The organism is Metabacillus sp. KH_069 (assembly GCF_057838075.1).
Genome location: NZ_CM174460.1, coordinates 147,169 through 170,437, shown reverse-complemented (window position 1 = coordinate 170,437; position 23,269 = coordinate 147,169). Strand labels below are relative to the sequence as shown.

The window sequence follows — 23,269 nt, the reverse complement described above, 5'->3', positions numbered from 1 at the left end:
AGCTTGGCATACATATGAGACAAGAACATTGGGACGGGGTTGATGAGGATGAACAATTTTTACGTTGTACATGTTAAAAAGATCAAGCAACTTATCATTATTGTGATAGCTGCGCTTTTTACAGCCGGGATTTTATATATAGAAAACGTCATGCAATTCCCTGTTTTTTCAACTGCAGATGGCCCTAAAGCGGTTTTTAGAGGTGAGGAAAAGGAGAATAAGGTTTCATTAACTTTTGATATCAGCTGGGGAGATGAGAAAGCAAAGCCCATTCTTGAAACATTGAAGCAAAACGGCATTACAAACGCAACCTTTTTCCTTTCTGCGGCATGGGCTGAACGTCATCCGGAAATCGTGAAGCAAATTATAAAGGATGGACACCAGGTTGGAAGCATGGGCTATGCTTATAAAAATTATACTTCTTTGGAGGCTGAGGACGTTCGCCGCGACATTCTAATGGCACAGGATGTGTTTAATGAACTTGGGCTGAAGGATATTAAACTCCTCAGACCTCCAACAGGCAATTTCAATCAAGAAATTCTTACTATAGCTGAAAGATACGGCTATACGGTTGTCCACTACAGTGTTGACTCTGATGATTGGACGAATCCAGGAGTAAATGAAATTGTTAAGAACGTCAATGACAGCGTCCAGGGCGGAGACATTATTCTGCTGCATGCTTCTGATTCCGCTAAGCAAACACAAAAAGCACTTCCCCAGATTGTTGATGGTCTGAAGCAAAAAGGATTACAGAATGTATCGGTTGCTGAATTAATCGCTAATGGGAATGCGAAAACAACTGAAGTTAAATAAAGATCATAAAAAAAGCTAAGCTCACATGGGCTTAGCTTTTTTGGCTTGAGAGTATTTCGTTAATAATAATAGCTGGTACGCATTGCAGATGAGAAGCGGAATGAGCATGAGATACAGCCAGTCCCCCTCATTTACGCGGAGAGCAGGGACCCACTCGACAGAAGTAACGACAATCATAAAGAACAAAGCCGGGATGAAAGCCATTTTATTGGTTTGCTGCATTTTGATGTAAGCTACAGCCAGACCAAAAATAACAATGAATAATGCAAGCAGGATATATGACAGAATCGATTCACCTTCTGCTGCGAACAGCTGATAGCGGAAATAAATCAAATCAAACACCACGAACAAAATCAGCACGATTTGAATGGCATTCCATAAAGCTGCTGTTTTGAATATGCCTAGACCAAAGCGATGGATCGTTAAGTATGCAAAAAAGCCCATTTGGCTAATAATACTGAAAATAAAACCAACACCAATCAGCCAAAATAAAATGGAGAGGATTTCAACAAGATCAAAAGAGACAAAAAATTTCTGATAATCTCCCCATCTTAACGCAAAGCCGACGATGCTTGTACTGATGCCTCCGACAAGCAGAGTCGTCAAAAACAAGCGAACCCAATTTCTACTGTTCAATGCAGTTTCCCCCAATATGTAATCTACTCATGAAATTTTACCAATGTCTTTCTGAAAAAGCTATTTTAATTCCCAGTATAAAAACCTTTAGATAATTCATATTAAAAATAGGCAACTTGATTATGAAAGGAGCTTTGCATACATGAATAAGCGAAGGTTGCTCTCATTATTATCGCTAATAGCCATATGTTCCTTCCTTGCAAGCTGTTCACCAAAGGATCAGCCTGCAGGACAACTTGATTATGAAGAAACAAAAAAGATGGTTGTTGATATACTGAAGACCGATGATGGAAAAAAAGCCATACAGGAAATTTTGAAAAATGATGACATGAAGCAAAATTTGATTATGGATCAAAAGGTTGTTTCAGATACTATTTCAAAAACACTGACATCTGAAAAAGGTGCGGAATTCTGGAAAAAAACCTTTGAAGATCCAAAGTTCAGTGAAAGCTTCGCCAAAAGCCTGCAGACGGAGCATGAAAAAGTCATTAAAGGATTAATGAAAGACCCTGAATATCAAGAAATGCTTATTGGCGTTCTCGAGAATCCTGAAATGGAAAAACAAACGGTAAAAGTGCTTCAAAGCCAAGAATTCCGAAAACATCTTCAGCAAGTCATTACAGAAACGATTAATAGCCCGCTTTTCAAAACAAAGATGGAAGAAACTCTCCTTAAGGCTGCTAAAGAAATGAATCAGCAAGGCGGCAGCGGAGGAAGCTCAGGCGGCGGCGAAAGCGGCGGCCAGCAATCAGAGCAAGGCGGACAAAGTGAAACTGGATCGGGCGGGTAATAAACCGCGTCCATTTAATAAAAGAGAAAAGCGCCAATCACTTGGCGCTTTTCCTTTATACACTTACAGGCACAAGTTCTGTAACCTTCTTGGCAATCCCTAAGTAAATCTCACCTGTAGGGTGATCTTTCGCGTAAACAGATGGAGCAAAGTCTTCTTCGTTCCAGTCCGGCTGCTGGAGCGGAATATTTCCAAGGACAGGCACATCAAGTTCACGTGCAAGCTTTTCTCCTCCGCCTTTGCCAAATACATATTCTTTTTCTCCAGTGAGCTTGCTTTCAAAGTAAGACATATTTTCGACTACTCCGATTACTTCATGCTCTGTTCTAAGAGCCATAGCACCCGCTCTTGCCGCTACAAATGCAGCTGTTGGATGAGGAGTCGTCACGATGATTTCCTTACAAGACGGCAGCATGGCATGAACATCAAGCGCAACGTCGCCAGTACCAGGAGGCAGATCAAGCAGCAGGTAATCCAGGTCTCCCCATTCTACTTCCTGAAAGAAGTTGTTGAGCATTTTACCAAGCATAGGTCCTCTCCAGATGACCGGAGCATTGTCTTCAACGAAAAAGCCCATAGAGATAACTTGTACACCGAACCGCTCAACAGGGATGATTCTTTCTCCCCTTACTACCGGTCTTTTTGTGATTCCCATCATATCAGGAACACTAAACCCATAAATATCGGCATCAATTAAGCCGACCTTCTTGCCTAAGCGAGCCAATGCAACTGCTAAATTTACTGATACGGTAGACTTTCCGACTCCGCCTTTTCCGCTTGCAATCGCAATAAACGTCGGCTGCTTTCCGTTTGAGAGCAATGAAGGATCTTCAGGCTTTGCATTTTGATATTTCGCGATGACTTCTTGAGGAAGCTCAGTGAAACGGAGACCCACTGTTGCAGCCCCTGTTTCTTTTAGTTTAGCAACGATTTCCTGCTGCAGCTGCATTTGTTCAGATGTACCTGTTTTGGCAATCGCCACTTTCATGCTAATATGATTTTTCTCTTCTTTTATGGAAACTTCTTCAATTGCATTTAACTCTTCTAATGTTCTATGTAAAAAAGGTTCTTCTAAATTCCCGACAATTTTACGAGCTGTTTCCTCATTCAGCATGATAACCACCCTTTGTTGTATTCGTTTACATCAGTATAACATATATAGACAAAAAAGAGGTATCGCACATTCTGACGAGAGCAGGCAGCAGAAAACAAAAAAATCCTTCACTCAGGAGGATTTTTTTCATGTGTCATATATCTTAAGATACCATTATAAATGGATGCAGCCACTTTGTCCTGGTATTCTTCCGTCCCAAGAAGTCTGGCCTCTTCCGGGTTAGATAAGAAACCTACTTCTACTAATGCACCCGGTTTATCAATGTGCTTCATTAAGTAGATTGTATTCATTTGTTTTGCTTTTCTGTCTGTATTCTCTAAATTTCTTCTTAGTTCATCTTGAATGAATTTTGCCACCTTTTCATTCTCTTTCATTTTTGAATGATAAAAAGTCTGGGCTCCACTCCACTCATTAGAGGGAATGGCATTCAAGTGAATACTCAAATACAAGTCTGCTTCTGAATCGTTAATCATGTGAAGTCTTTTTCTCAAATCCTGCCCTTTTCTCTTTGAATAACCTTTTGTATCCTTTTCAGCAAGATCTGTATCCGTTTCACGAGTGAGAAGGACTAGCGCTCCCTGTTCTTGAAGGTAATCTCTAATCTGCTTGGATATGGAAAGTGCGATATCTTTCTCAAGATGTTTTTTACCTACCGCCCCTCCGTCTGGTCCTCCGTGGCCCGGGTCTATGTAAATCACTTTTCCCGTCAAAGGCAGATTCCACGATTTCCAGGAGCTGTCATTATTGAATTGAAACTGAAATAATAGGAGTAATAAAATAAAGCCTGCACCGAAGCCAAACCACCTTAGCTTTCTTCTCATTTTTTCCCCTCCTGCTCGTCCTCTAACACTATATGGCGAACCAGCAGGAAATATGATAAGATATCCAGTTTTTAATGGAGTCGAAGCTTCAGCCGTTTTTCTCCTTTTTCAAACCCCTCAGACCACCATAAATGAATTAAAAACTCACAAGCACAGTAGATCGATTCGTTTTTGAAATCATTTTCGCCTGGGTTTCCCCATATCAGCATGTAGTCAAATAGCTGGTCGACAAGCAGTTTTTCTTCCCGTCTCGATCTATGATTCACAGTCTGCATGGTTTCTCCAAAAAAACCAAACCTGCTGTAGCTTGCACCTAGCAAATAGGCCTCTATGGAAAAATCAATGCAGCCATCTTCTATAGCTGAGTAGTCAAACTTACCGGAATGCATAAAAACACCAAAGCATTCGTAAGCTTTCGTTTTCAGCTGAGTTAACGTAAGGTCCTTAAGTATACTTCGTTCATAATTGATTTGTTTCTCTCTTCTTTTATCTGAAAGTGAAGTGATATTTTCCATCATATAAATGCCCCCTCACTCTATTGTCCTACTGTGCATTGTTATCATGCGCGGTAAAGTTTTCAAATCTCGGGTGGCGAGGACAGCTGATTTTAGACAACAAAAAAACCACAACACAATGTTGTGGTTTCCTGAAAAACGAATTAACGTTTTGAGAACTGAGGTGCACGACGAGCGCCTTTAAGACCGTATTTTTTACGTTCTTTCATACGAGCGTCACGAGTTAGAAGACCAGCGCGCTTTAAAGTGCCGCGGTATTCTGGGTCAGCTTCTAATAATGCACGAGAGATACCATGACGGATTGCGCCAGCTTGACCAGCAAATCCACCGCCGTTAACGCTAACTAAAACATCATAGCTTCCAGTTGTTTCAGTTAAGTTTAATGGTTGTTTAATATCTTCGATTAAAGCTGCGAATGGGATATAATCTTTTACTTCACGATCGTTGATAACAATACGGCCTTCGCCTGGAACCAGACGAACACGCGCTACTGAACTTTTACGACGGCCAGTACCGTAATATTGAACCTGTGCCAAATTAATAACCTCCTTAATAATTAACCGCGAAGTTCGTAAACTTCTGGTTGTTGTGCTTGATGTGGATGTTCGTTGCCAGCATATACATGTAATTTTTTGTACATTTGACGTCCTAATGAACCTTTAGGAAGCATTCCGCGAATTGCTAATTCAAGCATTTTCTCAGAGTAGTTTGTACGCATTTCAAGAGCTGTTCTTGATTTCAAACCGCCTGGGAATTGGCTGTGACGGTAGTAAATCTTGTCAGTCAATTTTTTACCAGTAAGTTCGATTTGTGCTGCATTGATGATGATCACATGATCACCAGTGTCTACATGTGGTGTGTAAGTTGGTTTGTGTTTTCCACGAAGTACAGATGCTACTTCGCTAGCAAGACGACCTAAAGTTTTGCCGGCCGCATCTACTACGAACCATTTACGTTCAACTTCAGTTGCTTTCGCCATATATGTTGTACGCATGTTTTTCCCTCCTAAATATCTTTCAGTTGTTAAAATTTAATCATTCTATTTCAAAACACAAATTAAACTCTTCCGGGGCTTTATTTGTGGGGTTGAAATACATACCATATGATATATTATAACGTTCAGGCAACATTGTCAAGAAAATGTTACACCTGGTTTAGTTGTCATAATAAACTTTCCACAAATATAATCCAGACCCCGGGGCTGTTTTGCCGCATAAGGAACGATCCCGCGCCTTCAGTATCTCCGGAATCTGATAAGGATCCGTTGCTCCGCGCCCAGCATTGATCAGAGTACCGACCAATATTCTTACCATGTTATAAAGAAATCCATCGCCTACAAACCGAAACGTAAGCATGTCATCTTCTTCATAAAATTCGATATCATATAATGTTCTTACCCGGTCTTCTTTATCCGTCTTCGCAGAACAGAAGCTGGTAAAGTCATGAGTGCCGATAAGAAATTTAATCGCTTCTCGCATTTTGACGTAATCAAGTTTGTATGGATAATGATAAGAATAATTTCGATTAAATACATTTCGGATCGCTGAACGGTTTATTTTATAGCGGTATTCCTTCGCGCGGACATGATACCTTGCATGAAAGTCCTCGTTTACAAATGAAACGGATTGAATCGCAACGTCCTCTGCAAGCAGTGAATTTAATGCATTTGGAAAGCGGTCCTCAGGGATATAAATGTCCGTATCAAAATGCAGAACCTGTCCGACTGCGTGGACTCCTGCGTCCGTTCTTCCCGATGCAAATACTTTTACTTCTTTTCCTTTATGAAGCCTTTTAAGGCCCCTTTCAATCTCACCCTGGACGGTTCTCAGATTCGGCTGAATTTGAAAGCCGTTAAATCTTGTTCCATCATATCCGATTGTGCATTTTACCCTCATGATAAGCTCCTATGAACGCAATAGTAATAGAACAATACCTACACCGACTAAAATGGCCAGAATACCTGTATCGAGGATTCCCCATTTCAGCTCGCGCAGCTTTGTCCTGCCCTCACCGCCCTGATATCCACGCGCCTCCATAGCTGTGGCAAGTTCCTCAGCCCGTTTAAACGCACTTATAAACAACGGCACTAACAGCGGTATAATGGCACTGATCCTTTGTTTGACAGGTCCGCTTGTAAAATCAACGCCTCTTGCCATCTGCGCTTTCATGATTTTATCCGTTTCTTCCATAAGGGTTGGAATAAACCGGAGTGAGATCGACATCATTAATGCGAGTTCATGGACAGGCAGACCGATTTTTTTAAACGGATTCAGCAGACTTTCCATCCCGTCTGTTACTTCGATAGGAGTAGTCGTTAACGTAAGGATCGTCGTAAGAAGAATAAGAAACAGGAAACGCAGGGAAATGAAAATCCCCTGTCTGACTCCTTCTTCATGAATCGATAGAAAACCAAATTCAAACAGAAGAGGCCCTTCTTTCGTGACCAGAATGTGCAGGATAAAGGTAAATAAGATAATCCATATAATCGGCTTCAAGCCATTCAGCAAAAATCTAGGCGGCAATTTGGTAGAAGCGACAATAAAGAGCGTGAAGAAGCCAAGAATCGCGTAAGTCAGTGTATTGTTAGCAAAAAAAACAATAAAGACAAACAAAAAGATCATCGCAAGCTTCGAACGCGGATCCATCTTATGAATGAGAGAACTTCCAGGCACATATTTTCCAATGATCATACTGTTCATCATTTAGGGTCACCCTTTATCTCTGATGCAACCTGATGAACCAAATCATCAATAGAAAGTGAGATCCCTTTCAGTTCCTTGCCAAGCTTTTGTTCGATAATTGTTTGAAGCTTTACAGTTTCCGGAAGATCAAGCCCTGCAGAAATTAACGTTTCAGAATGGCTGAATACTTCTTCAGGAGTTCCCTTCATTTGAACAGTTCCTTTGTGCATGACGATGATTTCATCTGAGTAACGGGCAGCATCTTCCATGCTGTGTGTAACCAGGATGGTCGTAAGAGCGCGATCTTGATGAAGGGTAAAGAAAAGGTCCATGATCTCTTTTCTGCCGCTTGGATCAAGTCCTGCTGTCGGTTCATCGAGTACTAGCACCTTTGGCTCCATGGCCAGGACACCTGCAATGGCGACACGTCTCATTTGTCCGCCGCTTAAATCAAATGGCGATTTTTGAAGAACCTCTGCAGGTAGACCTACTCGTCTTAGTGCCTCTCCTGCCTTCACTTTCGCCTCTTCAGGCGGCACGCCGAAGTTCAACGGGCCAAACATGATATCACGTTCCACCGTTTCCTCAAACAGCTGATGCTCAGGAAACTGAAAGACAATCGCAACCGATTGGCGGATTGATTTCAGATTCTTGTTTTTCTTAGAAGCTTCAATTTTGCGGTCTCCAATAGAGACCGATCCCTTTGTTGGCTTCAGCAGGCCATTTAGATGCTGCAGGATGGTAGATTTCCCTGATCCGGTATGTCCAATAATCGAAACAAACGAACGATCTTTAATCGTCAGATTGATGTCATATAAGGCAAGACGTTCAAAAGGGGAATGAACTTGGTACCTGTGCTCTAACTCTTTGAATGTAATGTCCACAGTTCATTCACCAGGCTTTCTTCATCTAGATGGTTGCGTGTCAGGTTAACCCCTGCTTCTCTCAGCTTCATGCTCACTCTGTATGGAAAAGGGAGATCAAGGCCAATTTCAACTAGCTTCTGATCAAGCTTGAAGATTGTCTCAGGTGTACCTTCGGCGAACTTTTCCCCGCCATTCATGACAATAATCCTGTCAGCCTTCGAAGCTTCTTCCAGATCATGAGTAATCGATATGACAGTAACGATACCCTGATCCTTTAGTTCCCTTACTGTTTCAATGACTTCTTTTCTTCCCTGGGGATCAAGCATGGAGGTTGCTTCATCTAAGATGATAATTTGAGGCTGGACAGCTATGACACCTGCAATGGCAACACGCTGCTTTTGTCCACCTGACAGATGGTGCGGCTCTTGATCGAGAAAAGCTTCCATCTTCACTTTATGTGTAGCCCACTCCACGCGCTTTTTCATGACTTCCCGCGGCACTCCGTGATTTTCTAAACCAAAAGCCACATCATCCTTTACGGTTGTACCGACAAATTGATTATCAGGATTTTGAAAAACCATGCCAATCTGTTTTCGTATCTCCCAAACTGAATCTTCATTAAGAGTGATGCCGTTTACGATTACGCTACCATTCTGAGGCAGTATCAGCCCATTCAGTACTCTTGCAAGTGTAGACTTACCCGAGCCGTTATGACCGACAACCGCAAGCCACTCTCCCTTGTTTACACTTAAGGAAACGGAGTTCAATGCGGGTCTGGCGTCCTCTTCGTGATAACGGAATGTCACGTCATTCACTTGAATGATCGGCTGTTCCATTGCTGCCTCCCTCACCTGTGTTTTTGTATGCTTAATATAAAGGGCACACGAATAAAACACCGGACTCTTCTATTCTCTCTCTGCTCACACTTAGAGTGACCCCTCATTCTATGAAAGAATAGAGGGGCTTTAAGTGTATAAAAAAAGGGCATAGATCCAGTTTCTAAAAACTGACCCGCCCTTGGAGTAACTAAATATAATTAAACTAATTCGATAATGACCATTGGTGCTCCGTCGCCGCGGCGAGGTCCAAGTTTCATTATGCGAGTGTATCCACCTTGACGCTCTGTATAACGTGGTGCGATATCACCGAATAGTTTTTGAAGTGCATTTTGCGTGCCTTCTTCGTTTGCTACCTCGTTACGGATGAAAGCAGCAGCTTGGCGGCGGGCATGAAGATCCCCACGTTTACCTAAAGTAATCATTTTTTCTACAGTTGAACGTAATTCTTTCGCACGAGCCTCAGTAGTTTCAATGCGCTCGCTGATAATTAAATCTGTAGTTAGATCACGAAGTAACGCTTTACGTTGAGCACTTGTACGTCCTAATTTTCTGTAAGGCATTATGTGTTCCCTCCTTCGTTTAATACTGTATGTTAATTTTAGAAACACGCGAAAACGCTAGTTAACTTGTTAACTAGTCGTCAGTCGTCTTTACGAAGACCTAAGCCAAGTTCTTCTAGTTTCGCTTTAACTTCTTCCAAAGATTTACGACCTAAGTTACGAACTTTCATCATGTCTTCTTCTGTTTTATGAGCAAGCTCCTGTACAGTGTTGATGCCTGCACGTTTTAAACAGTTATAAGAACGAACTGACAAATCCAATTCTTCGATCGTCATTTCTAAAACTTTTTCTTTTTGGTCCTCTTCCTTTTCCACCATAATCTCAGCGTTTTGAGCTTCATCAGTAAGCCCTACGAAGATATTAAGATGTTCAGTCAGAATCTTTGCACCAAGTGCAATAGCTTCTTTTGGACCTGTGCTTCCGTCTGTCCACACATCAAAAGTAAGTTTATCATAGTTCGACACTTGACCTACACGTGTATTTTCAACTTGATAAGACACGCGGGCTACAGGTGTGAAAATTGAATCGATTGGGATAACGCCAATTGGCTGATCTTCTCTTTTATTTGCATCAGCCGGAGTATATCCGCGTCCACGCTTCGCAGTCAATCTCATACGGAAATGTGCACCCTTCGCTAATGTAGCAATATGAAGGTCCGGATTTAGAATTTCAACATCACTGTCGTGAGTAATATCTGCAGCCGTTACAACTCCTTCATCCTGTACGTCAATCTCAAGCGTTTTTTCTTCCTCAGAATAAATCTTAAGAGCAAGCTTTTTAATGTTTAAGATGATTGTTGTAACATCTTCAACAACGCCTTCGATTGTAGAGAATTCATGGAGTACACTATCTATCTGGATTGATGTTACAGCGGCACCAGGGAGTGAAGATAAGAGAATACGACGTAAGGAGTTACCCAAAGTAGTACCATATCCACGCTCGAGTGGTTCGACGACGAATTTACCGTACTTGGCATCGTCGCTGATTTCAACCGTTTCGATTTTTGGTTTTTCAATTTCTATCATCTATAAACCCTCCTTCAAAACGTCGAAACCCCGGCTAGACAAAAGCAAGCTTTTAGGTGTGTCTAACCGAAATTCCCCATTATAAAGTCCCGAATGTGCACAACAACAAATAGTTATTTCTGCGAGAACTTTTTACTGTATCATAACCCATTATTGACAGGGATACAAAATCTATACAGAAAATTTATACACGACGACGTTTTGGCGGACGGCATCCGTTATGTGGAACCGGAGTAACGTCTCTGATAGCTGTTACTTCTAGACCAGCAGCTTGAAGTGCACGAATAGCAGCTTCACGGCCTGCGCCTGGTCCTTTAACAGTTACTTCAAGAGTTTTCATACCGTGTTCAATTGATCCTTTAGCTGCAGCTTCAGCAGCCATTTGTGCAGCAAATGGAGTGGATTTACGTGATCCTCTGAATCCCAGTGAACCTGCACTTGACCAAGAAAGAGCGTTACCATGTACGTCTGTAATAGTAACAATCGTGTTGTTAAATGTTGAACGAATATGAGCGATACCTGCCTCAATATTCTTTTTTACGCGACGCTTACGAGTGTTCGTTTTACGAGCCATTGTGGGTTAACCTCCTTTACCTTATTTTTTCTTGTTCGCAACCGTACGACGAGGTCCTTTACGAGTACGAGCGTTATTTTTGGTATTTTGACCACGAACAGGTAAACTGCGACGATGACGCAAACCGCGGAAACTGCCGATCTCAATCAGACGTTTGATGTTTAAAGAAACTTCACGACGAAGGTCTCCTTCAACTTTCAGCTTGTCTACGATATCACGAATTTTACCTAATTCTTCTTCTGTTAAGTCACGCACACGAGTATCTTCAGAAACACCAGCCTCAGCTAGTACTTTTTCAGCAGTTGGACGACCAATACCGAAAACGTATGTTAATGAAATAACAACGCGTTTGTCACGAGGAATATCTACACCAGCAATACGAGCCATTTAAAGCTGCACCTCCTTTAGTTTTAGCCTTGTTTTTGTTTATGTTTTGGATTTTCACAAATTACCATTACTTTGCCTTTTCTGCGAATAACTTTACATTTTTCACAGATTGGTTTAACCGATGGTCTTACCTTCATGATTTCTCTTACCTCCTTAGTTGCGGAGTGTTTTATTTAAAACGGTACGTAATTCTGCCACGAGATAGATCATATGGTGATAATTCTACCGTAACTTTGTCTCCAGGTAAAATACGAATAAAATGCATGCGGATTTTTCCAGATACATGCGCTAAAACCGTATGACCGTTCTCAAGCTCAACTTTGAACATTGCATTAGGCAATGTCTCTTGTACAGTACCCTCTACTTCAATTACATCGTCTTTCGCCATTCACTTTTCTCCCTTCTTCAAATCAGCAACTTGCTCATTGACAAACTTTGTTAAGGCAAACCGAAGTTTCCCGTTTGTCACACGACCTGTTTCATATATACTGTTCTGAACTTCCGGAGATACGCAATCAATAAATTCTAGATGATTAACATTCTTCTTTTTCGGGGAGTGAAACAATCGATTCTCTCCATCAGCTATTAAAACGAATCGTTCATCGAGAATATTGATCACAACAGCATATTGTCCAGCTTCTCTGCCTTCAGTAATATAGACAAACTGACCTATGCGCGGACTCGATTCGGCTTCGTTCAAACAATATCACCTTCGGATCAGGCTTTAGTTAAAATTTCATAGCCAGTTTCAGTAATAGCAATTGTATGTTCAAAATGAGCACACATCTTGCGGTCTTGCGTAACAACTGTCCAGTTGTCAGAAAGAGTTCTTACGTAACGGCTGCCGGCATTAACCATTGGCTCAATTGCCAATACCATGCCTGGTTTTAACCTCGGACCTTTGTTTGGCGGACCATAATGCGGAATCTGCGGATCTTCATGTAAATCCTGTCCAACGCCGTGTCCAACATATTCCCGAACGACCGAGAATTGATGCTGTTCAACATACGTCTGAATAGCGTGTGATATATTGGATAGTCTCTCGCCGGGCTTTGCTTCAGCTAGCCCTTTGTACAAGGATTCTTCTGTTACTTCAAGAAGTCTTTCAGATTCCTCAGAGATTTTTCCAACAGGATATGTCCAAGCAGAGTCACCATGATAGCCATTATACTTAGCACCGATATCGATGCTGATAATGTCTCCTTCACGCAATACTCGATCTCCAGGTATTCCGTGAACGAGCTCCTCATTCACTGAAGCACAAATGCTCCCGCGAAAACCATTATAACCTTTAAAAGAAGGAATTGCATTGCATCCGCGTATAAACTTTTCGGCAATTACATCCAGTTCTTTTGTCGTAATTCCAGGCTGTATATGTTTTTGGAGTTCCTGGTGGGTCAATGCGACAATGCGACCAGCTTCACGCATGATTTCAATTTCACGTGGAGTCTTACAAATGATCATTCACCTAATCCTCCAAGCAGTTCATTAACGTCAACGAAAACCTGCTTAATGTCCTGTTGTCCATTAATATTACGCAAATATCCTTTTTCTTCATAGAAATTCAGCAAAGGTTGTGTCTGTTTGAGATTCACTTCAAGTCTGTTTGCAACAGTCTCTTCGTTATCATCTTCTCTTTGGTAAAGTTCTCCGCCACATTTGTCGCAGATTCCTTCAGCCGCAGGAGGGTTGAAAACGAGATGATATGTTGATCCGCATTTTTTGCAAATACGGCGACCTGTAAGACGCTCCATAAGGATGTCTTTATCAACCTCGATGTTAATGACGTAATCAATTTTTCTATTAAGATCTGACAGAATTTCTTCTAAAGCTTCAGCTTGAGCAACTGTGCGCGGGAATCCATCTAAGAGGAAACCTTTTTCACAATCATTCTTGCCCAATCTCTCACGGACGATACCAATTGTTACTTCATCAGGAACAAGTGCACCTTGATCCATGAAGGATTTTGCTTTAAGACCTAATTCAGTTTCTCCTTTAATAGCAGCTCTGAACATATCCCCTGTTGAGATATGAGGGATTTCATATTTTTCAACGATTCGTTCTGCCTGTGTGCCTTTACCGGCTCCTGGCAGACCCATAAGAACTAAATTCAAGAATATTACCCCCCTCAGTCTCTATTTAGAAGGAAAGGGACCCAAGTCCCGTAACCTTACTGTTTAATAAATCCTTTATAATGACGCTTAACAAGCTGACTTTCAAGTTGTTTCATCGTTTCAAGAGCAACCCCTACTACGATCAACAAGCTCGTTCCGCCAATCTGTGCAGAAGCTGGCAAGTTAGCGAACTTAATAAAGAATACAGGAAGAACTGAGATAGCTGCTAAGAAAAGAGAACCAACAAACGTCAGTCTGTATAAAATTTTTGTCAAATATTCTTGCGTATTTTTACCCGGGCGAATGCCTGGGATATATCCGCCTTGCTTTTTCAGATTCTCTGACATTTGTTCTGGATTAACCTGAACGAATGCATAGAAATAAGTGAAAGCAATGATTAGTGCTACGTAGACTACCATGCCAATTGGCTGTGTATAGTCAAACGTTTTTTGAATCCAGTTTGTAACATCATTGGATCCAAAGAATGATGCAATCGTTGGCGGTGTAATAATGAACGAAACCGCAAAGATGACAGGGATTACGCCAGCCGGGTTCACTTTAAGCGGAAGGTGAGTAGACTGACCTTTCGCCGGTGCACGACCTGCTGAGTTCTTCGCATATTGAATAGGAATCTTGCGAAGAGCCTGCTGAATGAAGATAACTCCAACAATAATTGCGATTACCGCTAATACTATCAGCCCAACTTTTACAATATTCAAGAAAAGCTGATCTCCAGCGTCCTGGAATTGTTGTGCATAGATTTGGTTAAGAGTTGTAGGGATTCCTGCTGCAATCCCTGCAAAGATGATAATGGAAATACCATTGCCAACACCCTTAGAGGTAATTTGCTCTCCTAACCACATTAAAAAAGCAGTACCTGCTGTTAAGACAACTGCAATTAAAAGGTACGTTGCAATACCTGGGTTTTCAATTAATAATCCCCCAGCGAGATTATTAAAACCGTAAGACATACCCAACGCTTGGATGAAACCTAGTACAATCGTAAAATATCTAGTGAATTGTGCTAGTTTACGACGGCCAACTTCACCTTGCTTTGACCACTCAGTAAATTTCGGCACAACATCCATCTGCAAAAGCTGCACGATAATGGATGCTGTAATGTACGGCATAATTCCCATCGCAAGGATCGAGAAGTTATACAGTGCACCACCGCCGAACGTGTTAAGAATTCCGAAAACATTCATTTCATCCTGAGCCTTTAAAACGTCAGCGTTGACGCCAGGCACAGGGATGAAAGTTCCAATGCGAAATATAATTAACATTAAAAGGGTGAACAAGATTTTATTGCGGATATCACCCACGCGCATAAAATTGGAGATTGTCTTAAACATTAAATCACCTCTACTGTACCGCCAGCAGCTTCAATAGCTTCTTTAGCAGATGCAGAGAATTTGTTAGCTTTTACAGTAAGCTTTTTCTCAAGCTTGCCGTTGCCAAGTACTTTCACGCCTGATCTTACTTTGCTGATCATGCCAGCTTCAAGTAAAAGTTCAGTTGTTACTTCAGTACCGTCTTCAAAAAGATTTAATTTGTCTAAGCTCACGATCGCGAAATCTTTACGGTTGATGTTCGTAAATCCGCGTTTAGGAAGACGTCGGAATAAAGGAGTTTGACCACCTTCGAATCCAGGGCGAACACCGCCGCCAGAACGAGCGTTTTGTCCTTTATGACCTTTACCAGACGTTTTACCGTTACCAGAACCTGTACCACGGCCAACACGGTTACGTGTTTTGCGTGACCCTTCTGCTGGTTTTAATTCATGAAGTTTCATCGGGACACCTCCTTGATATTAGAAGATCTATATTATTGTTCTTTAACTGTAAGCAAATGAGATACTTTGTTGATCATGCCGCGAATAGCTGCATTGTCATCAAGTACAACTGTTTGATGCATTTTTTTAAGACCTAGTGTTTTAACAGTAATACGTTGGTCTTCTGGGCGACCAATCACACTGCGAGTGAGGGTAATCGCTAATTTGTTTGCCATCATGTTTCCCTCCTTATCCTAACAATTCTTCAACCGACTTGCCACGTAGCTTCGCAACTTCATCAGCGCGTTTAAGTTCTGTTAATCCAGAAATTGTAGCACGGATCATGTTAATTGGAGTGTTAGAACCTAGTGATTTTGACAAGATGTCACTAACTCCTGCTAATTCTAGTACTGCACGAACAGGACCACCAGCGATAACACCAGTACCTTCAGATGCAGGTTTTAAAAGGATGTTTCCAGCACCGAATCTACCGATGACTTGGTGAGGAATAGTAGTACCAACCATAGGTACTTCAACAAGGTTTTTCTTAGCGTCTTCGATCGCTTTGCGAATCGCTTCTGGCACTTCTTGTGCTTTACCAGTACCGAAACCTACATGACCGTTTTTGTCGCCGACAACTACTAATGCAGCAAAGCGGAAACGACGTCCACCTTTAACTACTTTAGCTACACGGTTTACAGTAACAACGCGTTCTTCAAGCTCTAATTTGTTTGGTTCAATACGACCCATTCTCTGTGTCCCTCCTTTTTTTATTAAAATTCTAATCCAGCTTCGCGAGCAGCTTCAGCCAAAGCTTTTACACGGCCATGGTATAAGTAACCCCCGCGGTCAAATACAACAGATTTAACACCTTTTTCAATCGCACGCTTAGCAACTAATTCGCCAACTTTTTGAGCTGCATCGATATTAGCTTTTGCGTCAAGATTAAGATCTTTATCTAAAGTAGAAGCACTTGCAATTGTAACTGATTGAAGATCGTCAATTACTTGAGCATAGATGTGCTGATTAGAACGAAATACGTTTAAACGAGGACGAGCAGTTGTTCCAGATAATTTCGCGCGAACACGGCCGTGTCTTTTCTTACGCACAACGTTTTTATCAAGTTTCGTAATCATCTAGGTCACTCCTTTCTTATCATCTAGGCGATATTACTTCGCTGTTTTACCTTCTTTACGACGTACATATTCACCTTCGTAGCGGATACCTTTGCCTTTATAAGGCTCTGGCGGACGAATAGCACGGATGTTTGAAGCGATAGCTCCAACACGCTCTTTATCAGTACCTTTTACGATAACTTTCGTATTTGAAGGTACTTCAATTTCGATTCCTTGTTCAGGAACGATTTCTACAGGATGTGAGTATCCAACAGCTAGAACTAGCTTGTTGCCAGATTTAGTAGCACGGTAACCGACACCTACTAATTCAAGACCTTTTTCAAATCCTTTAGAAACGCCCTCAACCATGTTGCCTAAAAGGCTGCGAGTTGTACCGTGAAGAGCACGATGTTCTTTTTGATCAGAAGGACGTGTCACAGTAAGTACGTTATCTTCAACTTTAACGTTGATATCAGAGTTAAAAGTACGAGTTAATTCACCTTTAGGTCCTTTAACAGTTACAGTGCTTTCGTTGATAGTAACTGTTACACCTGCAGGGATTTCAAGTGGTTTTTTACCAATACGAGACATTCATGTACACCTCCATTCTATTTCAGGTTCTTACCAAACGTATGCTAGAACTTCTCCGCCAGCTTGCTTCGCACGAGCTTCTTTGTCAGTTAAGACACCTTGAGAAGTAGATACGATTGCAATTCCTAAACCGTTAAGTACGCGTGGTACTTCGTTAGCTTTAGCGTAAACGCGTAATCCTGGTTTACTGATACGTTTCAAACCAGTGATAACACGCTCGTTGTTTGATCCGTATTTCAAGAAAATACGAATGATACCTTGTTTGTTATCTTCTACATATTCAACATCACGAACGAAACCTTCACGCTTAAGAATTTCAGCGATCTCTTTTTTCGCTTTAGATGCAGGAATTTCTAATTTTTCATGACGAACCATATTCGCGTTACGAATACGAGTAAGCATATCTGCAATTGGATCTGTCATTACCATATCAAAATTACCTCCTTCCCGATTATGGGGTATTACCAGCTAGCTTTTTTAACGCCTGGAATTTGACCTTTATATGCGAGTTCACGGAAACAAATACGGCAAAGTTTAAATTTACGCAGAACTGAATGTGGACGACCACAGCGTTCGCAGCGAGTGTACTCTTGTACTTTAAACTTTTGAGTGCGTTTTTGTTTCGCAATCATTGACTTTTTAGCCACGTTTTCGCCTCCCTATTTCGATTATTTTTGGAATGGCATACCGAACTGAGTTAATAACTCACGAGATTCTTCGTCAGTGTTAGCAGTTGTAACGATGACGATGTCCATACCACGAACTTTTGATACTTTATCATAATCAATTTCAGGGAAGATTAATTGTTCTTTAACACCTAGTGTGTAGTTGCCGCGTCCGTCAAAAGACTTTTTAGAGATACCGCGGAAGTCACGTACACGTGGTAATGATACAGAAACTAATTTATCTAGGAATTCATACATGCGCTCGCCGCGAAGTGTTACTTTCGCACCGATAGGCATACCTTCACGCAGACGGAATCCTGCAATTGATTTTTTAGCTTTAGTGATAACCGGCTTTTGACCTGAGATAGTTGTTAACTCTTCAACAGCTGTGTCAAGAGCTTTAGAGTTAGATACTGCGTCACCAACACCCATGTTGATTACGATCTTCTCAAGCTTTGGAACTTGCATCACTGATTTATAGTTGAACTTGCTCATTAAAGCAGGTGTAATTTCTTTTTGATACTTTTCTTTAAGGCGGTTCATGCGAGGACCTCCCTTCCTTATTTACTATTTATCTAAAGTTTCACCAGATTTTGTTGCAACACGTACCTTTTTGCCATCAACCACTTTGAATCCAACACGAGTTGGTTCACCAGATTTAGGATCTAGTGGCATAACATTTGATACATGGATAGGTGCCTCTTGGCTGATGATGCCGCCTTGAGGATTTGATTGAGAAGGTTTTGAATGCTTCTTCATAATGTTGATGCCTTCAACAAGTACTCGGTCTTTCTTAGGAAAAGCAGCAAGAACTGTGCCTTGTTTACCTTTATCTTTACCTGAGATAACCATTACCTTATCACCTTTTTTTACATGCATCCTAGTCGCACCTCCTTAGTAAGGCTGTCTATTTTCGATTTATAATACTTCTGGAGCAAGAGAAACAATTTTCATAAAGTTATTTTCACGCAATTCACGTGCAACTGGTCCAAAGATACGAGTTCCGCGAGGGCTCTTGTCATCTTTAATGATTACACATGCATTTTCGTCGAAGCGGATATATGTTCCGTCTTGACGGCGAGCACCACTTTTTGTGCGAACAATTACTGCCTTAACAACGTCACCTTTTTTAACAACGCCTCCTGGTGTTGCTTGTTTGACCGTGCAAACAATTACATCACCAATACTAGCAGTTTTACGTCCATATCCGCCAAGAACTTTAATAGTAAGTACTTCACGAGCACCGGAATTGTCAGCAACTTTTAAACGGGATTCTTGTTGAATCATTTACGTTACCTCCTTTCGGAAAAATAATCCGAACAATATTAGATAATAACAGCTTCTTCAACAATTTCAACTAGACGGAAACGTTTAGTAGCTGATAAAGGGCGAGTTTCCATGATTTTCACTACATCGCCAACTTTAGCTTGGTTGTTCTCATCATGAGCTTTGAACTTTTTGGAGTATTTTACACGCTTGCCGTAAAGCGAATGCTTTTTATAAGTTTCGACAAGAACAGTGATCGTTTTATCCATTTTATCAGAAACTACACGTCCAGTGTAGACTTTGCGCTGGTTGTTGCGTTCACTCATTCTGCAACCTCCTCTCAGGATTATCGATTATTAGCAGCGATCTCTCTTTCAGTGATCACAGTTTTCATACGAGCGATCGATTTACGTACTTCACGAATGCGAGCAGTGTTTTCAAGTTGACCTGTCGCTAATTGGAAACGAAGGTTAAACAACTCTTCTTTTAGTGATTTTACTTTTTGTTCAATTTCAGCAGTGGTAAGATCACGAATATCATTAGCTCTCATTTGATTCACCACCAATTTCCTCGCGTTTAACGAATTTTGTTTTGATTGGTAATTTGTGAGATGCAAGACGCAATGCTTCGCGTGCTACTTCTTCAGAAACACCAGCAATCTCAAACAAAACTTTTCCAGGTTTAACGACTGCTACCCAGCCTTCTGGAGCCCCTTTACCGGATCCCATACGTACCTCTAGAGGTTTTGCCGTATATGGCTTAGAAGGGAAAATTTTGATCCAGACTTTACCGCCACGTTTCATGTAACGAGTCATCGCAATACGAGCTGCCTCGATTTGACGATTTGTAATCCATGAAGCTTCTAGAGCTTGAATACCGAACTCACCGAAGTGAACTTCTGTACCGCCTTTAGCACGACCGCGCATTTTTCCACGGTGTTCTCTGCGATACTTAACGCGTTTTGGCAACAACATAATTATTTTCCTCCTTCCTCTTTTTTCTTCTTAGTAGGAAGAACCTCTCCACGATAGATCCAAACTTTAACGCCTAATTTACCATAAGTAGTGTCAGCTTCAGCTGTACCATAGTCAATATCAGCACGAAGTGTGTGAAGTGGAACAGTTCCTTCACTGTAATGTTCAGAACGAGCGATATCAGCACCGCCAAGACGACCAGATACCATTGTTTTGATTCCTTTTGCACCAGCGCGCATAGCACGTTGAATTGTTTGCTTTTGAGCACGGCGGAAAGAAATACGGTTTTCTAATTGACGAGCGATGTTTTCAGCTACTAATTTAGCATCTAAATCAGCTCTTTTAATTTCAAGAATGTTGATGTGTACACGCTTGCCAGTTAATTGGTTAAGAGCTTTACGAAGTGCTTCAACTTCAGTACCGCCTTTACCGATTACCATACCTGGCTTAGCAGTGTGGATCGTAATGTTTACACGATTAGCAGCACGCTCGATTTCAATCTTAGAAACAGAAGCATCGCTTAAACGTTGGTTGATATATTCACGAACTTTAATGTCTTCGTGTAAAAGATTAGCATAATCTTTACCAGCGAACCATTTAGATTCCCAATCACGAATGACACCAATGCGAAGACCGACTGGATTTACCTTTTGACCCACGGATTATCCCTCCTTCTTTTCTGATACAACGATTGTAATGTGGCTTGTGCGTTTGTTGATTGCACTAGCACGACCCATTGCGCGTGGACGGAAACGTTTTAGAGTTGGACCTTCGCCTACATAAGCTTCAGTTACAACCAGGTTGTTAATGTCCATTTCATAGTTGTGCTCTGCATTTGCCACAGCAGATTTTAGAACTTTTTCAATAATTGGAGAAGCAGTTTTCGGTGTGTGACGAAGAATCGCTACCGCTTCACCTATTTGCTTTCCTCGGATAAGATCAATTACTAAACGAGCTTTACGAGGAGCAATACGTACTGTTCTTGCAACGGCTTTAGCTTGCATTTAAAAGCCTCCTCTCATTAACGTCTTGTTTTTTTGTCGTCAGCTGCATGACCTTTATACGTACGTGTTGGAGCAAACTCACCGAGTTTGTGTCCTACCATATCTTCAGTAACGTATACAGGAACATGTTTGCGACCGTCATATACAGCGATCGTTTGACCGATGAATTGTGGGAAAATAGTAGAACGACGAGACCAAGTTTTGATCACTTGCTTTTTCTCTGACTCGTTTAACTTTTCAACTTTTTTGAATAAATGCTCATCTACGAATGGTCCTTTTTTCAAGCTACGGCCCATACTTGTACCTCCCTTCGCGATTGCGCTACGGTTCCTTCGAACCGTAGAACCATCACGTTATTTTTTACGACGACGTACGATGAATTTATCGGACTTATTGGTTTTCTTGCGAGTTTTATAACCAAGAGTCGGTTTACCCCAAGGAGTCATTGGAGACTTACGTCCGATTGGAGAACGACCTTCACCACCACCATGAGGGTGATCGTTAGGGTTCATTACAGAACCACGAACTGTAGGTCTGATACCTAACCAGCGTGAGCGTCCAGCTTTACCAATGTTGATAAGTTCATGCTGTTCATTTCCTACTTGACCAATAGTAGCGCGGCAAGTAGCAAGAATCATGCGAACCTCACCAGAATTCAAACGAACTAATACGTATTTGCCTTCTTTACCAAGTACTTGTGCAGAAGTACCAGCAGAACGTACTAATTGTCCGCCTTTTCCAGGTTTTAATTCGATGTTGTGGATTACTGTACCTACTGGGATGTTTTGAAGAGGAAGTGCATTTCCTACTTTAATATCAGCCTCAGGTCCAGAAACAACTTGTAAACCTACTTCTAGGTTTTTTGGAGCAAGGATATATCTTTTCTCACCATCTGCATAATTGATAAGTGCAATGTTTGCAGAACGGTTCGGATCATACTCGATTGTAGCAACGCGTCCTGGTATACCATCTTTATCGCGTTTAAAATCGATAATACGGTATTGACGTTTGTGACCGCCGCCTTGATGACGTACAGTAATTTTACCTTGGTTGTTACGACCGCCTTTTCTGTGAACAGGCGCAAGTAATGACTTTTCTGGTTTGTCTGTAGTAATCTCAGCGAAATCAGAAACCGTCATGCCGCGACGACCATTTGAGGTTGGTTTGTACTTTTTAATCGCCATCTCGTTTCCCTCCTATCTTGAAAAATGTATTAGACTTCGAATAATTCGATTTCTTTGCTGTCAGCTGTTAATTTAACAACTGCTTTTTTACGCTTATTAGTAAGACCTGTATAACGACCTACACGCTTATATTTGCCTTTGTAGTTAAGTACGTTAACTTTCTCAACTTTTACGCCAAAGATCGCTTCGATAGCATCTTTAACTTGAGTTTTGTTAGCTTTAACGTCTACTTCAAACGTGTACTTTTTCTCAGTCATTAAGTCTGTTGAAAGTTCAGTGATTACGGGGCGCTTAATAATATCACGAGGATCTTTCATTATGCAAGCACCTCCTCTACTTTTTGCACCGCTGCTTTCGTAATAACAAGCTTCTCATGGTTAAGTACATCTAAAACGTTAATAGAATTAGCTGTAAGAACTGTAATGCCAGGGATGTTACGAGCTGATAATTCAACTGTTTCGTTTACATCAGCAGTAACGATCAATGCTTTCTTCGCAATTGAAAGACCTGTAAGGATAGAAGTCATTTCTTTTGTTTTAGGAGCATTCATTAGTAAGTCTTCTAATACTAATACGTTGTTTTCTTGTACTTTAGATGATAAAGCTGATTTGATCGCTAAGCGGCGAACTTTTTTTGGTAATTTGTAAGAATAGCTGCGTGGTGTTGGACCGAATACGATACCACCGCCGCGCCATTGTGGTGAACGGATAGACCCTTGACGAGCACGTCCAGTACCTTTTTGACGCCAAGGCTTACGACCTCCGCCTCTAACTTCTGAACGACCTTTAACTTTGTGGTTTCCTTGTCGCAAGGAAGCTCTTTGCATGATAACCGCTTCGAATAAAACGTGCTGATTAGGTTCGATACCAAATACGGAATCGTTTAGCTCGATTTCACCAACGTTAGATCCGCTTTGGTTTAATAATGCTACTTTCGGCATTATCGAATTCCTCCTTTCTTAGAA

The 23,269-nt window shown here is 41.4% G+C and carries 40 protein-coding genes and 1 pseudogene; 2 read left to right on the top strand and 39 right to left on the bottom strand.

The annotated features are described in order from the left end of the window. Positions 1-48 precede the first annotated feature (48 nt). The gene (gene pdaB, locus AC3ISE_RS00960) at positions 49-813 is read left to right on the top strand and encodes a polysaccharide deacetylase family sporulation protein PdaB (protein ID WP_489222711.1); all 765 of its coding nucleotides are present in this window, start codon (positions 49-51) and stop codon (positions 811-813) included. 21 nt (positions 814-834) lie between these two features. On the opposite strand, the gene AC3ISE_RS00955 is transcribed toward pdaB, so the two are convergent. Continuing rightward, positions 835-1,449, bottom strand: a complete 615-nt coding sequence (locus tag AC3ISE_RS00955; RefSeq protein ID WP_489222710.1) for a KinB-signaling pathway activation protein — start codon at positions 1,447-1,449, stop codon at positions 835-837. Positions 1,450-1,591: 142 nt separating this feature from the next. Here AC3ISE_RS00955 and gerD point away from each other — a divergent pair, with 142 nt between their 5' ends. Then, the gene (gene gerD, locus AC3ISE_RS00950; protein ID WP_489222709.1) at positions 1,592-2,239 is read left to right on the top strand and encodes a spore germination lipoprotein GerD; all 648 of its coding nucleotides are present in this window, start codon (positions 1,592-1,594) and stop codon (positions 2,237-2,239) included. A 55-nt stretch (positions 2,240-2,294) separates the two neighbouring features. Here the strand turns inward: gerD and AC3ISE_RS00945 are convergent, their stop codons facing one another. The 38 genes and pseudogenes from AC3ISE_RS00945 to rplD all read right to left on the bottom strand — a co-directional run bounded on the left by AC3ISE_RS00945 (position 2,295) and on the right by rplD (position 23,245). After that, positions 2,295-3,353, bottom strand: coding sequence for an Mrp/NBP35 family ATP-binding protein (locus tag AC3ISE_RS00945; RefSeq protein ID WP_489222708.1), 1,059 nt, complete (start codon positions 3,351-3,353; stop codon positions 2,295-2,297). Positions 3,354-3,460: 107 nt separating this feature from the next. Further along, on the bottom strand, positions 3,461-4,174 hold the full coding sequence (cwlD, locus tag AC3ISE_RS00940) for an N-acetylmuramoyl-L-alanine amidase CwlD (RefSeq protein ID WP_070875203.1): 714 nt from the start codon (positions 4,172-4,174) through the stop codon (positions 3,461-3,463). 71 nt (positions 4,175-4,245) lie between these two features. Next, complete coding sequence (locus AC3ISE_RS00935) at positions 4,246-4,692, bottom strand: DUF2521 family protein (protein WP_489222707.1); 447 nt, start codon at positions 4,690-4,692, stop codon at positions 4,246-4,248. A 140-nt stretch (positions 4,693-4,832) separates the two neighbouring features. Further along, positions 4,833-5,225: a 30S ribosomal protein S9 gene (gene rpsI, locus AC3ISE_RS00930; RefSeq protein ID WP_070875208.1), complete on the bottom strand. Its 393-nt coding sequence runs from the start codon at positions 5,223-5,225 to the stop codon at positions 4,833-4,835. Positions 5,226-5,245: 20 nt separating this feature from the next. After that, entirely contained in the window at positions 5,246-5,683 is a 438-nt protein-coding gene (gene rplM, locus AC3ISE_RS00925) for a 50S ribosomal protein L13 (RefSeq protein WP_070875209.1), read from the bottom strand. Positions 5,684-5,843: 160 nt separating this feature from the next. Beyond that, entirely contained in the window at positions 5,844-6,587 is a 744-nt protein-coding gene (truA, locus tag AC3ISE_RS00920; RefSeq protein ID WP_489224230.1) for a tRNA pseudouridine(38-40) synthase TruA, read from the bottom strand. Between the two features lie 6 nt (positions 6,588-6,593). After that, a complete protein-coding gene (locus tag AC3ISE_RS00915; protein WP_489222706.1) occupies positions 6,594-7,391 on the bottom strand; it encodes an energy-coupling factor transporter transmembrane component T family protein in 798 nt (265 codons plus the stop codon). Next, the gene (locus AC3ISE_RS00910; RefSeq protein ID WP_489222705.1) at positions 7,388-8,254 is read right to left on the bottom strand and encodes an energy-coupling factor ABC transporter ATP-binding protein; all 867 of its coding nucleotides are present in this window, start codon (positions 8,252-8,254) and stop codon (positions 7,388-7,390) included. Before AC3ISE_RS00910 ends, AC3ISE_RS00915 begins: the two co-directional genes overlap by 4 nt. Further along, entirely contained in the window at positions 8,230-9,072 is an 843-nt protein-coding gene (locus AC3ISE_RS00905; protein WP_489222704.1) for an energy-coupling factor ABC transporter ATP-binding protein, read from the bottom strand. Before AC3ISE_RS00905 ends, AC3ISE_RS00910 begins: the two co-directional genes overlap by 25 nt. Before the next feature lie 200 nt (positions 9,073-9,272). Further along, positions 9,273-9,635 carry a 50S ribosomal protein L17 gene (gene rplQ, locus AC3ISE_RS00900; RefSeq protein WP_489222703.1) on the bottom strand — a complete coding sequence of 121 codons (363 nt, stop codon included), beginning with the start codon at positions 9,633-9,635 and terminating at the stop codon, positions 9,273-9,275. 80 nt (positions 9,636-9,715) lie between these two features. Further along, positions 9,716-10,660 (bottom strand): DNA-directed RNA polymerase subunit alpha, encoded by a 945-nt coding sequence (locus tag AC3ISE_RS00895; protein WP_251626514.1) that lies wholly within the window; start codon positions 10,658-10,660, stop codon positions 9,716-9,718. Positions 10,661-10,844: 184 nt separating this feature from the next. Continuing rightward, positions 10,845-11,234 (bottom strand): 30S ribosomal protein S11, encoded by a 390-nt coding sequence (gene rpsK, locus AC3ISE_RS00890; protein ID WP_029282777.1) that lies wholly within the window; start codon positions 11,232-11,234, stop codon positions 10,845-10,847. 21 nt (positions 11,235-11,255) lie between these two features. Beyond that, positions 11,256-11,621 (bottom strand): 30S ribosomal protein S13, encoded by a 366-nt coding sequence (gene rpsM, locus AC3ISE_RS00885; RefSeq protein ID WP_070875216.1) that lies wholly within the window; start codon positions 11,619-11,621, stop codon positions 11,256-11,258. A 23-nt stretch (positions 11,622-11,644) separates the two neighbouring features. Then, positions 11,645-11,758: a 50S ribosomal protein L36 gene (gene rpmJ / locus AC3ISE_RS00880; RefSeq protein ID WP_003156543.1), complete on the bottom strand. Its 114-nt coding sequence runs from the start codon at positions 11,756-11,758 to the stop codon at positions 11,645-11,647. Positions 11,759-11,790: 32 nt separating this feature from the next. Continuing rightward, complete coding sequence (infA, locus tag AC3ISE_RS00875) at positions 11,791-12,009, bottom strand: translation initiation factor IF-1 (protein WP_070875217.1); 219 nt, start codon at positions 12,007-12,009, stop codon at positions 11,791-11,793. Further along, positions 11,987-12,321: pseudogene (locus AC3ISE_RS00870) on the bottom strand (KOW motif-containing protein). Before AC3ISE_RS00870 ends, infA begins: the two are co-directional and overlap by 23 nt. Before the next feature lie 17 nt (positions 12,322-12,338). Further along, the gene (map, locus tag AC3ISE_RS00865; RefSeq protein WP_489222702.1) at positions 12,339-13,085 is read right to left on the bottom strand and encodes a type I methionyl aminopeptidase; all 747 of its coding nucleotides are present in this window, start codon (positions 13,083-13,085) and stop codon (positions 12,339-12,341) included. Beyond that, complete coding sequence (locus AC3ISE_RS00860; RefSeq protein WP_070875219.1) at positions 13,082-13,735, bottom strand: adenylate kinase; 654 nt, start codon at positions 13,733-13,735, stop codon at positions 13,082-13,084. The genes map and AC3ISE_RS00860 overlap by 4 nt, the downstream gene beginning before the upstream one ends. Before the next feature lie 56 nt (positions 13,736-13,791). After that, positions 13,792-15,087: a preprotein translocase subunit SecY gene (gene secY / locus AC3ISE_RS00855; protein WP_070875220.1), complete on the bottom strand. Its 1,296-nt coding sequence runs from the start codon at positions 15,085-15,087 to the stop codon at positions 13,792-13,794. Next, positions 15,087-15,527 (bottom strand): 50S ribosomal protein L15, encoded by a 441-nt coding sequence (rplO, locus tag AC3ISE_RS00850; protein WP_070875221.1) that lies wholly within the window; start codon positions 15,525-15,527, stop codon positions 15,087-15,089. Before rplO ends, secY begins: the two co-directional genes overlap by 1 nt. Positions 15,528-15,559: 32 nt before the next feature. After that, entirely contained in the window at positions 15,560-15,742 is a 183-nt protein-coding gene (gene rpmD / locus AC3ISE_RS00845; RefSeq protein WP_029282796.1) for a 50S ribosomal protein L30, read from the bottom strand. Positions 15,743-15,755: 13 nt separating this feature from the next. Next, on the bottom strand, positions 15,756-16,256 hold the full coding sequence (rpsE, locus tag AC3ISE_RS00840; RefSeq protein ID WP_029282798.1) for a 30S ribosomal protein S5: 501 nt from the start codon (positions 16,254-16,256) through the stop codon (positions 15,756-15,758). A 23-nt stretch (positions 16,257-16,279) separates the two neighbouring features. Beyond that, entirely contained in the window at positions 16,280-16,642 is a 363-nt protein-coding gene (gene rplR / locus AC3ISE_RS00835; protein ID WP_070875222.1) for a 50S ribosomal protein L18, read from the bottom strand. 33 nt (positions 16,643-16,675) lie between these two features. Next, positions 16,676-17,212, bottom strand: a complete 537-nt coding sequence (gene rplF, locus AC3ISE_RS00830; RefSeq protein ID WP_070875223.1) for a 50S ribosomal protein L6 — start codon at positions 17,210-17,212, stop codon at positions 16,676-16,678. A gap of 30 nt (positions 17,213-17,242) precedes the next feature. Continuing rightward, positions 17,243-17,641: a 30S ribosomal protein S8 gene (gene rpsH / locus AC3ISE_RS00825; protein ID WP_029282804.1), complete on the bottom strand. Its 399-nt coding sequence runs from the start codon at positions 17,639-17,641 to the stop codon at positions 17,243-17,245. Positions 17,642-17,673: 32 nt separating this feature from the next. After that, positions 17,674-17,859: a 30S ribosomal protein S14 gene (gene rpsN / locus AC3ISE_RS00820; RefSeq protein WP_010285078.1), complete on the bottom strand. Its 186-nt coding sequence runs from the start codon at positions 17,857-17,859 to the stop codon at positions 17,674-17,676. Between the two features lie 21 nt (positions 17,860-17,880). Then, positions 17,881-18,420 carry a 50S ribosomal protein L5 gene (rplE, locus tag AC3ISE_RS00815; RefSeq protein ID WP_029282808.1) on the bottom strand — a complete coding sequence of 180 codons (540 nt, stop codon included), beginning with the start codon at positions 18,418-18,420 and terminating at the stop codon, positions 17,881-17,883. Between the two features lie 24 nt (positions 18,421-18,444). Then, positions 18,445-18,756 (bottom strand): 50S ribosomal protein L24, encoded by a 312-nt coding sequence (gene rplX / locus AC3ISE_RS00810; protein WP_070875224.1) that lies wholly within the window; start codon positions 18,754-18,756, stop codon positions 18,445-18,447. A 39-nt stretch (positions 18,757-18,795) separates the two neighbouring features. After that, positions 18,796-19,164 carry a 50S ribosomal protein L14 gene (rplN, locus tag AC3ISE_RS00805; protein WP_489222701.1) on the bottom strand — a complete coding sequence of 123 codons (369 nt, stop codon included), beginning with the start codon at positions 19,162-19,164 and terminating at the stop codon, positions 18,796-18,798. 38 nt (positions 19,165-19,202) lie between these two features. Continuing rightward, positions 19,203-19,469 carry a 30S ribosomal protein S17 gene (gene rpsQ / locus AC3ISE_RS00800; protein WP_070875226.1) on the bottom strand — a complete coding sequence of 89 codons (267 nt, stop codon included), beginning with the start codon at positions 19,467-19,469 and terminating at the stop codon, positions 19,203-19,205. 20 nt (positions 19,470-19,489) lie between these two features. Beyond that, positions 19,490-19,693, bottom strand: a complete 204-nt coding sequence (gene rpmC, locus AC3ISE_RS00795) for a 50S ribosomal protein L29 (protein ID WP_070875227.1) — start codon at positions 19,691-19,693, stop codon at positions 19,490-19,492. Continuing rightward, the gene (gene rplP, locus AC3ISE_RS00790; protein ID WP_070875228.1) at positions 19,683-20,117 is read right to left on the bottom strand and encodes a 50S ribosomal protein L16; all 435 of its coding nucleotides are present in this window, start codon (positions 20,115-20,117) and stop codon (positions 19,683-19,685) included. Before rplP ends, rpmC begins: the two co-directional genes overlap by 11 nt. Before the next feature lie 2 nt (positions 20,118-20,119). Further along, positions 20,120-20,776, bottom strand: coding sequence for a 30S ribosomal protein S3 (rpsC, locus tag AC3ISE_RS00785; protein ID WP_070875229.1), 657 nt, complete (start codon positions 20,774-20,776; stop codon positions 20,120-20,122). Between the two features lie 3 nt (positions 20,777-20,779). Then, entirely contained in the window at positions 20,780-21,121 is a 342-nt protein-coding gene (rplV, locus tag AC3ISE_RS00780; protein ID WP_029282822.1) for a 50S ribosomal protein L22, read from the bottom strand. Positions 21,122-21,138: 17 nt separating this feature from the next. Further along, positions 21,139-21,417, bottom strand: coding sequence for a 30S ribosomal protein S19 (gene rpsS, locus AC3ISE_RS00775; protein ID WP_029282824.1), 279 nt, complete (start codon positions 21,415-21,417; stop codon positions 21,139-21,141). Between the two features lie 57 nt (positions 21,418-21,474). Continuing rightward, positions 21,475-22,305: a 50S ribosomal protein L2 gene (gene rplB, locus AC3ISE_RS00770; RefSeq protein ID WP_489222700.1), complete on the bottom strand. Its 831-nt coding sequence runs from the start codon at positions 22,303-22,305 to the stop codon at positions 21,475-21,477. Positions 22,306-22,334: 29 nt separating this feature from the next. After that, positions 22,335-22,622 carry a 50S ribosomal protein L23 gene (rplW, locus tag AC3ISE_RS00765; RefSeq protein ID WP_070875231.1) on the bottom strand — a complete coding sequence of 96 codons (288 nt, stop codon included), beginning with the start codon at positions 22,620-22,622 and terminating at the stop codon, positions 22,335-22,337. Continuing rightward, a complete protein-coding gene (gene rplD, locus AC3ISE_RS00760) occupies positions 22,622-23,245 on the bottom strand; it encodes a 50S ribosomal protein L4 (protein ID WP_070875232.1) in 624 nt (207 codons plus the stop codon). Before rplD ends, rplW begins: the two co-directional genes overlap by 1 nt. Between the last annotated feature and the right edge of the window lie 24 nt (positions 23,246-23,269).

Excerpts from the sequence above, each read along its gene's own strand:
- pdaB (WP_489222711.1), top strand. The coding sequence starts at position 49 with ATGAACAATTTTTACGTTGTACATGTTAAAAAGATCAAGCAACTTATC.
- gerD (WP_489222709.1), top strand. The coding sequence starts at position 1,592 with ATGAATAAGCGAAGGTTGCTCTCATTATTATCGCTAATAGCCATATGT.
- AC3ISE_RS00945 (WP_489222708.1), bottom strand. The coding sequence starts at position 3,353 with ATGCTGAATGAGGAAACAGCTCGTAAAATTGTCGGGAATTTAGAAGAA.
- cwlD (WP_070875203.1), bottom strand. The coding sequence starts at position 4,174 with ATGAGAAGAAAGCTAAGGTGGTTTGGCTTCGGTGCAGGCTTTATTTTA.
- AC3ISE_RS00935 (WP_489222707.1), bottom strand. The coding sequence starts at position 4,692 with ATGATGGAAAATATCACTTCACTTTCAGATAAAAGAAGAGAGAAACAA.
- rplM (WP_070875209.1), bottom strand. The coding sequence starts at position 5,683 with ATGCGTACAACATATATGGCGAAAGCAACTGAAGTTGAACGTAAATGG.
- AC3ISE_RS00915 (WP_489222706.1), bottom strand. The coding sequence starts at position 7,391 with ATGATGAACAGTATGATCATTGGAAAATATGTGCCTGGAAGTTCTCTC.
- AC3ISE_RS00905 (WP_489222704.1), bottom strand. The coding sequence starts at position 9,072 with ATGGAACAGCCGATCATTCAAGTGAATGACGTGACATTCCGTTATCAC.
- rplQ (WP_489222703.1), bottom strand. The coding sequence starts at position 9,635 with ATGCCTTACAGAAAATTAGGACGTACAAGTGCTCAACGTAAAGCGTTA.
- AC3ISE_RS00895 (WP_251626514.1), bottom strand. The coding sequence starts at position 10,660 with ATGATAGAAATTGAAAAACCAAAAATCGAAACGGTTGAAATCAGCGAC.
- rpsK (WP_029282777.1), bottom strand. The coding sequence starts at position 11,234 with ATGGCTCGTAAAACGAACACTCGTAAGCGTCGCGTAAAAAAGAATATT.
- rpsM (WP_070875216.1), bottom strand. The coding sequence starts at position 11,621 with ATGGCTCGTATTGCTGGTGTAGATATTCCTCGTGACAAACGCGTTGTT.
- rpmJ (WP_003156543.1), bottom strand. The coding sequence starts at position 11,758 with ATGAAGGTAAGACCATCGGTTAAACCAATCTGTGAAAAATGTAAAGTT.
- infA (WP_070875217.1), bottom strand. The coding sequence starts at position 12,009 with ATGGCGAAAGACGATGTAATTGAAGTAGAGGGTACTGTACAAGAGACA.
- map (WP_489222702.1), bottom strand. The coding sequence starts at position 13,085 with ATGATCATTTGTAAGACTCCACGTGAAATTGAAATCATGCGTGAAGCT.
- secY (WP_070875220.1), bottom strand. The coding sequence starts at position 15,087 with ATGTTTAAGACAATCTCCAATTTTATGCGCGTGGGTGATATCCGCAAT.
- rplO (WP_070875221.1), bottom strand. The coding sequence starts at position 15,527 with ATGAAACTTCATGAATTAAAACCAGCAGAAGGGTCACGCAAAACACGT.
- rpmD (WP_029282796.1), bottom strand. The coding sequence starts at position 15,742 with ATGGCAAACAAATTAGCGATTACCCTCACTCGCAGTGTGATTGGTCGC.
- rpsE (WP_029282798.1), bottom strand. The coding sequence starts at position 16,256 with ATGGGTCGTATTGAACCAAACAAATTAGAGCTTGAAGAACGCGTTGTT.
- rplR (WP_070875222.1), bottom strand. The coding sequence starts at position 16,642 with ATGATTACGAAACTTGATAAAAACGTTGTGCGTAAGAAAAGACACGGC.
- rplF (WP_070875223.1), bottom strand. The coding sequence starts at position 17,212 with ATGTCTCGTATTGGTAAAAAACCACTTGAAATCCCTGCAGGTGTAACA.
- rpsH (WP_029282804.1), bottom strand. The coding sequence starts at position 17,641 with ATGGTAATGACAGATCCAATTGCAGATATGCTTACTCGTATTCGTAAC.
- rplE (WP_029282808.1), bottom strand. The coding sequence starts at position 18,420 with ATGAACCGCCTTAAAGAAAAGTATCAAAAAGAAATTACACCTGCTTTA.
- rplX (WP_070875224.1), bottom strand. The coding sequence starts at position 18,756 with ATGCATGTAAAAAAAGGTGATAAGGTAATGGTTATCTCAGGTAAAGAT.
- rplN (WP_489222701.1), bottom strand. The coding sequence starts at position 19,164 with ATGATTCAACAAGAATCCCGTTTAAAAGTTGCTGACAATTCCGGTGCT.
- rpsQ (WP_070875226.1), bottom strand. The coding sequence starts at position 19,469 with ATGAGTGAACGCAACAACCAGCGCAAAGTCTACACTGGACGTGTAGTT.
- rpmC (WP_070875227.1), bottom strand. The coding sequence starts at position 19,693 with ATGAGAGCTAATGATATTCGTGATCTTACCACTGCTGAAATTGAACAA.
- rplP (WP_070875228.1), bottom strand. The coding sequence starts at position 20,117 with ATGTTGTTGCCAAAACGCGTTAAGTATCGCAGAGAACACCGTGGAAAA.
- rplV (WP_029282822.1), bottom strand. The coding sequence starts at position 21,121 with ATGCAAGCTAAAGCCGTTGCAAGAACAGTACGTATTGCTCCTCGTAAA.
- rpsS (WP_029282824.1), bottom strand. The coding sequence starts at position 21,417 with ATGGGCCGTAGCTTGAAAAAAGGACCATTCGTAGATGAGCATTTATTC.
- rplB (WP_489222700.1), bottom strand. The coding sequence starts at position 22,305 with ATGGCGATTAAAAAGTACAAACCAACCTCAAATGGTCGTCGCGGCATG.
- rplW (WP_070875231.1), bottom strand. The coding sequence starts at position 22,622 with ATGAAAGATCCTCGTGATATTATTAAGCGCCCCGTAATCACTGAACTT.
- rplD (WP_070875232.1), bottom strand. The coding sequence starts at position 23,245 with ATGCCGAAAGTAGCATTATTAAACCAAAGCGGATCTAACGTTGGTGAA.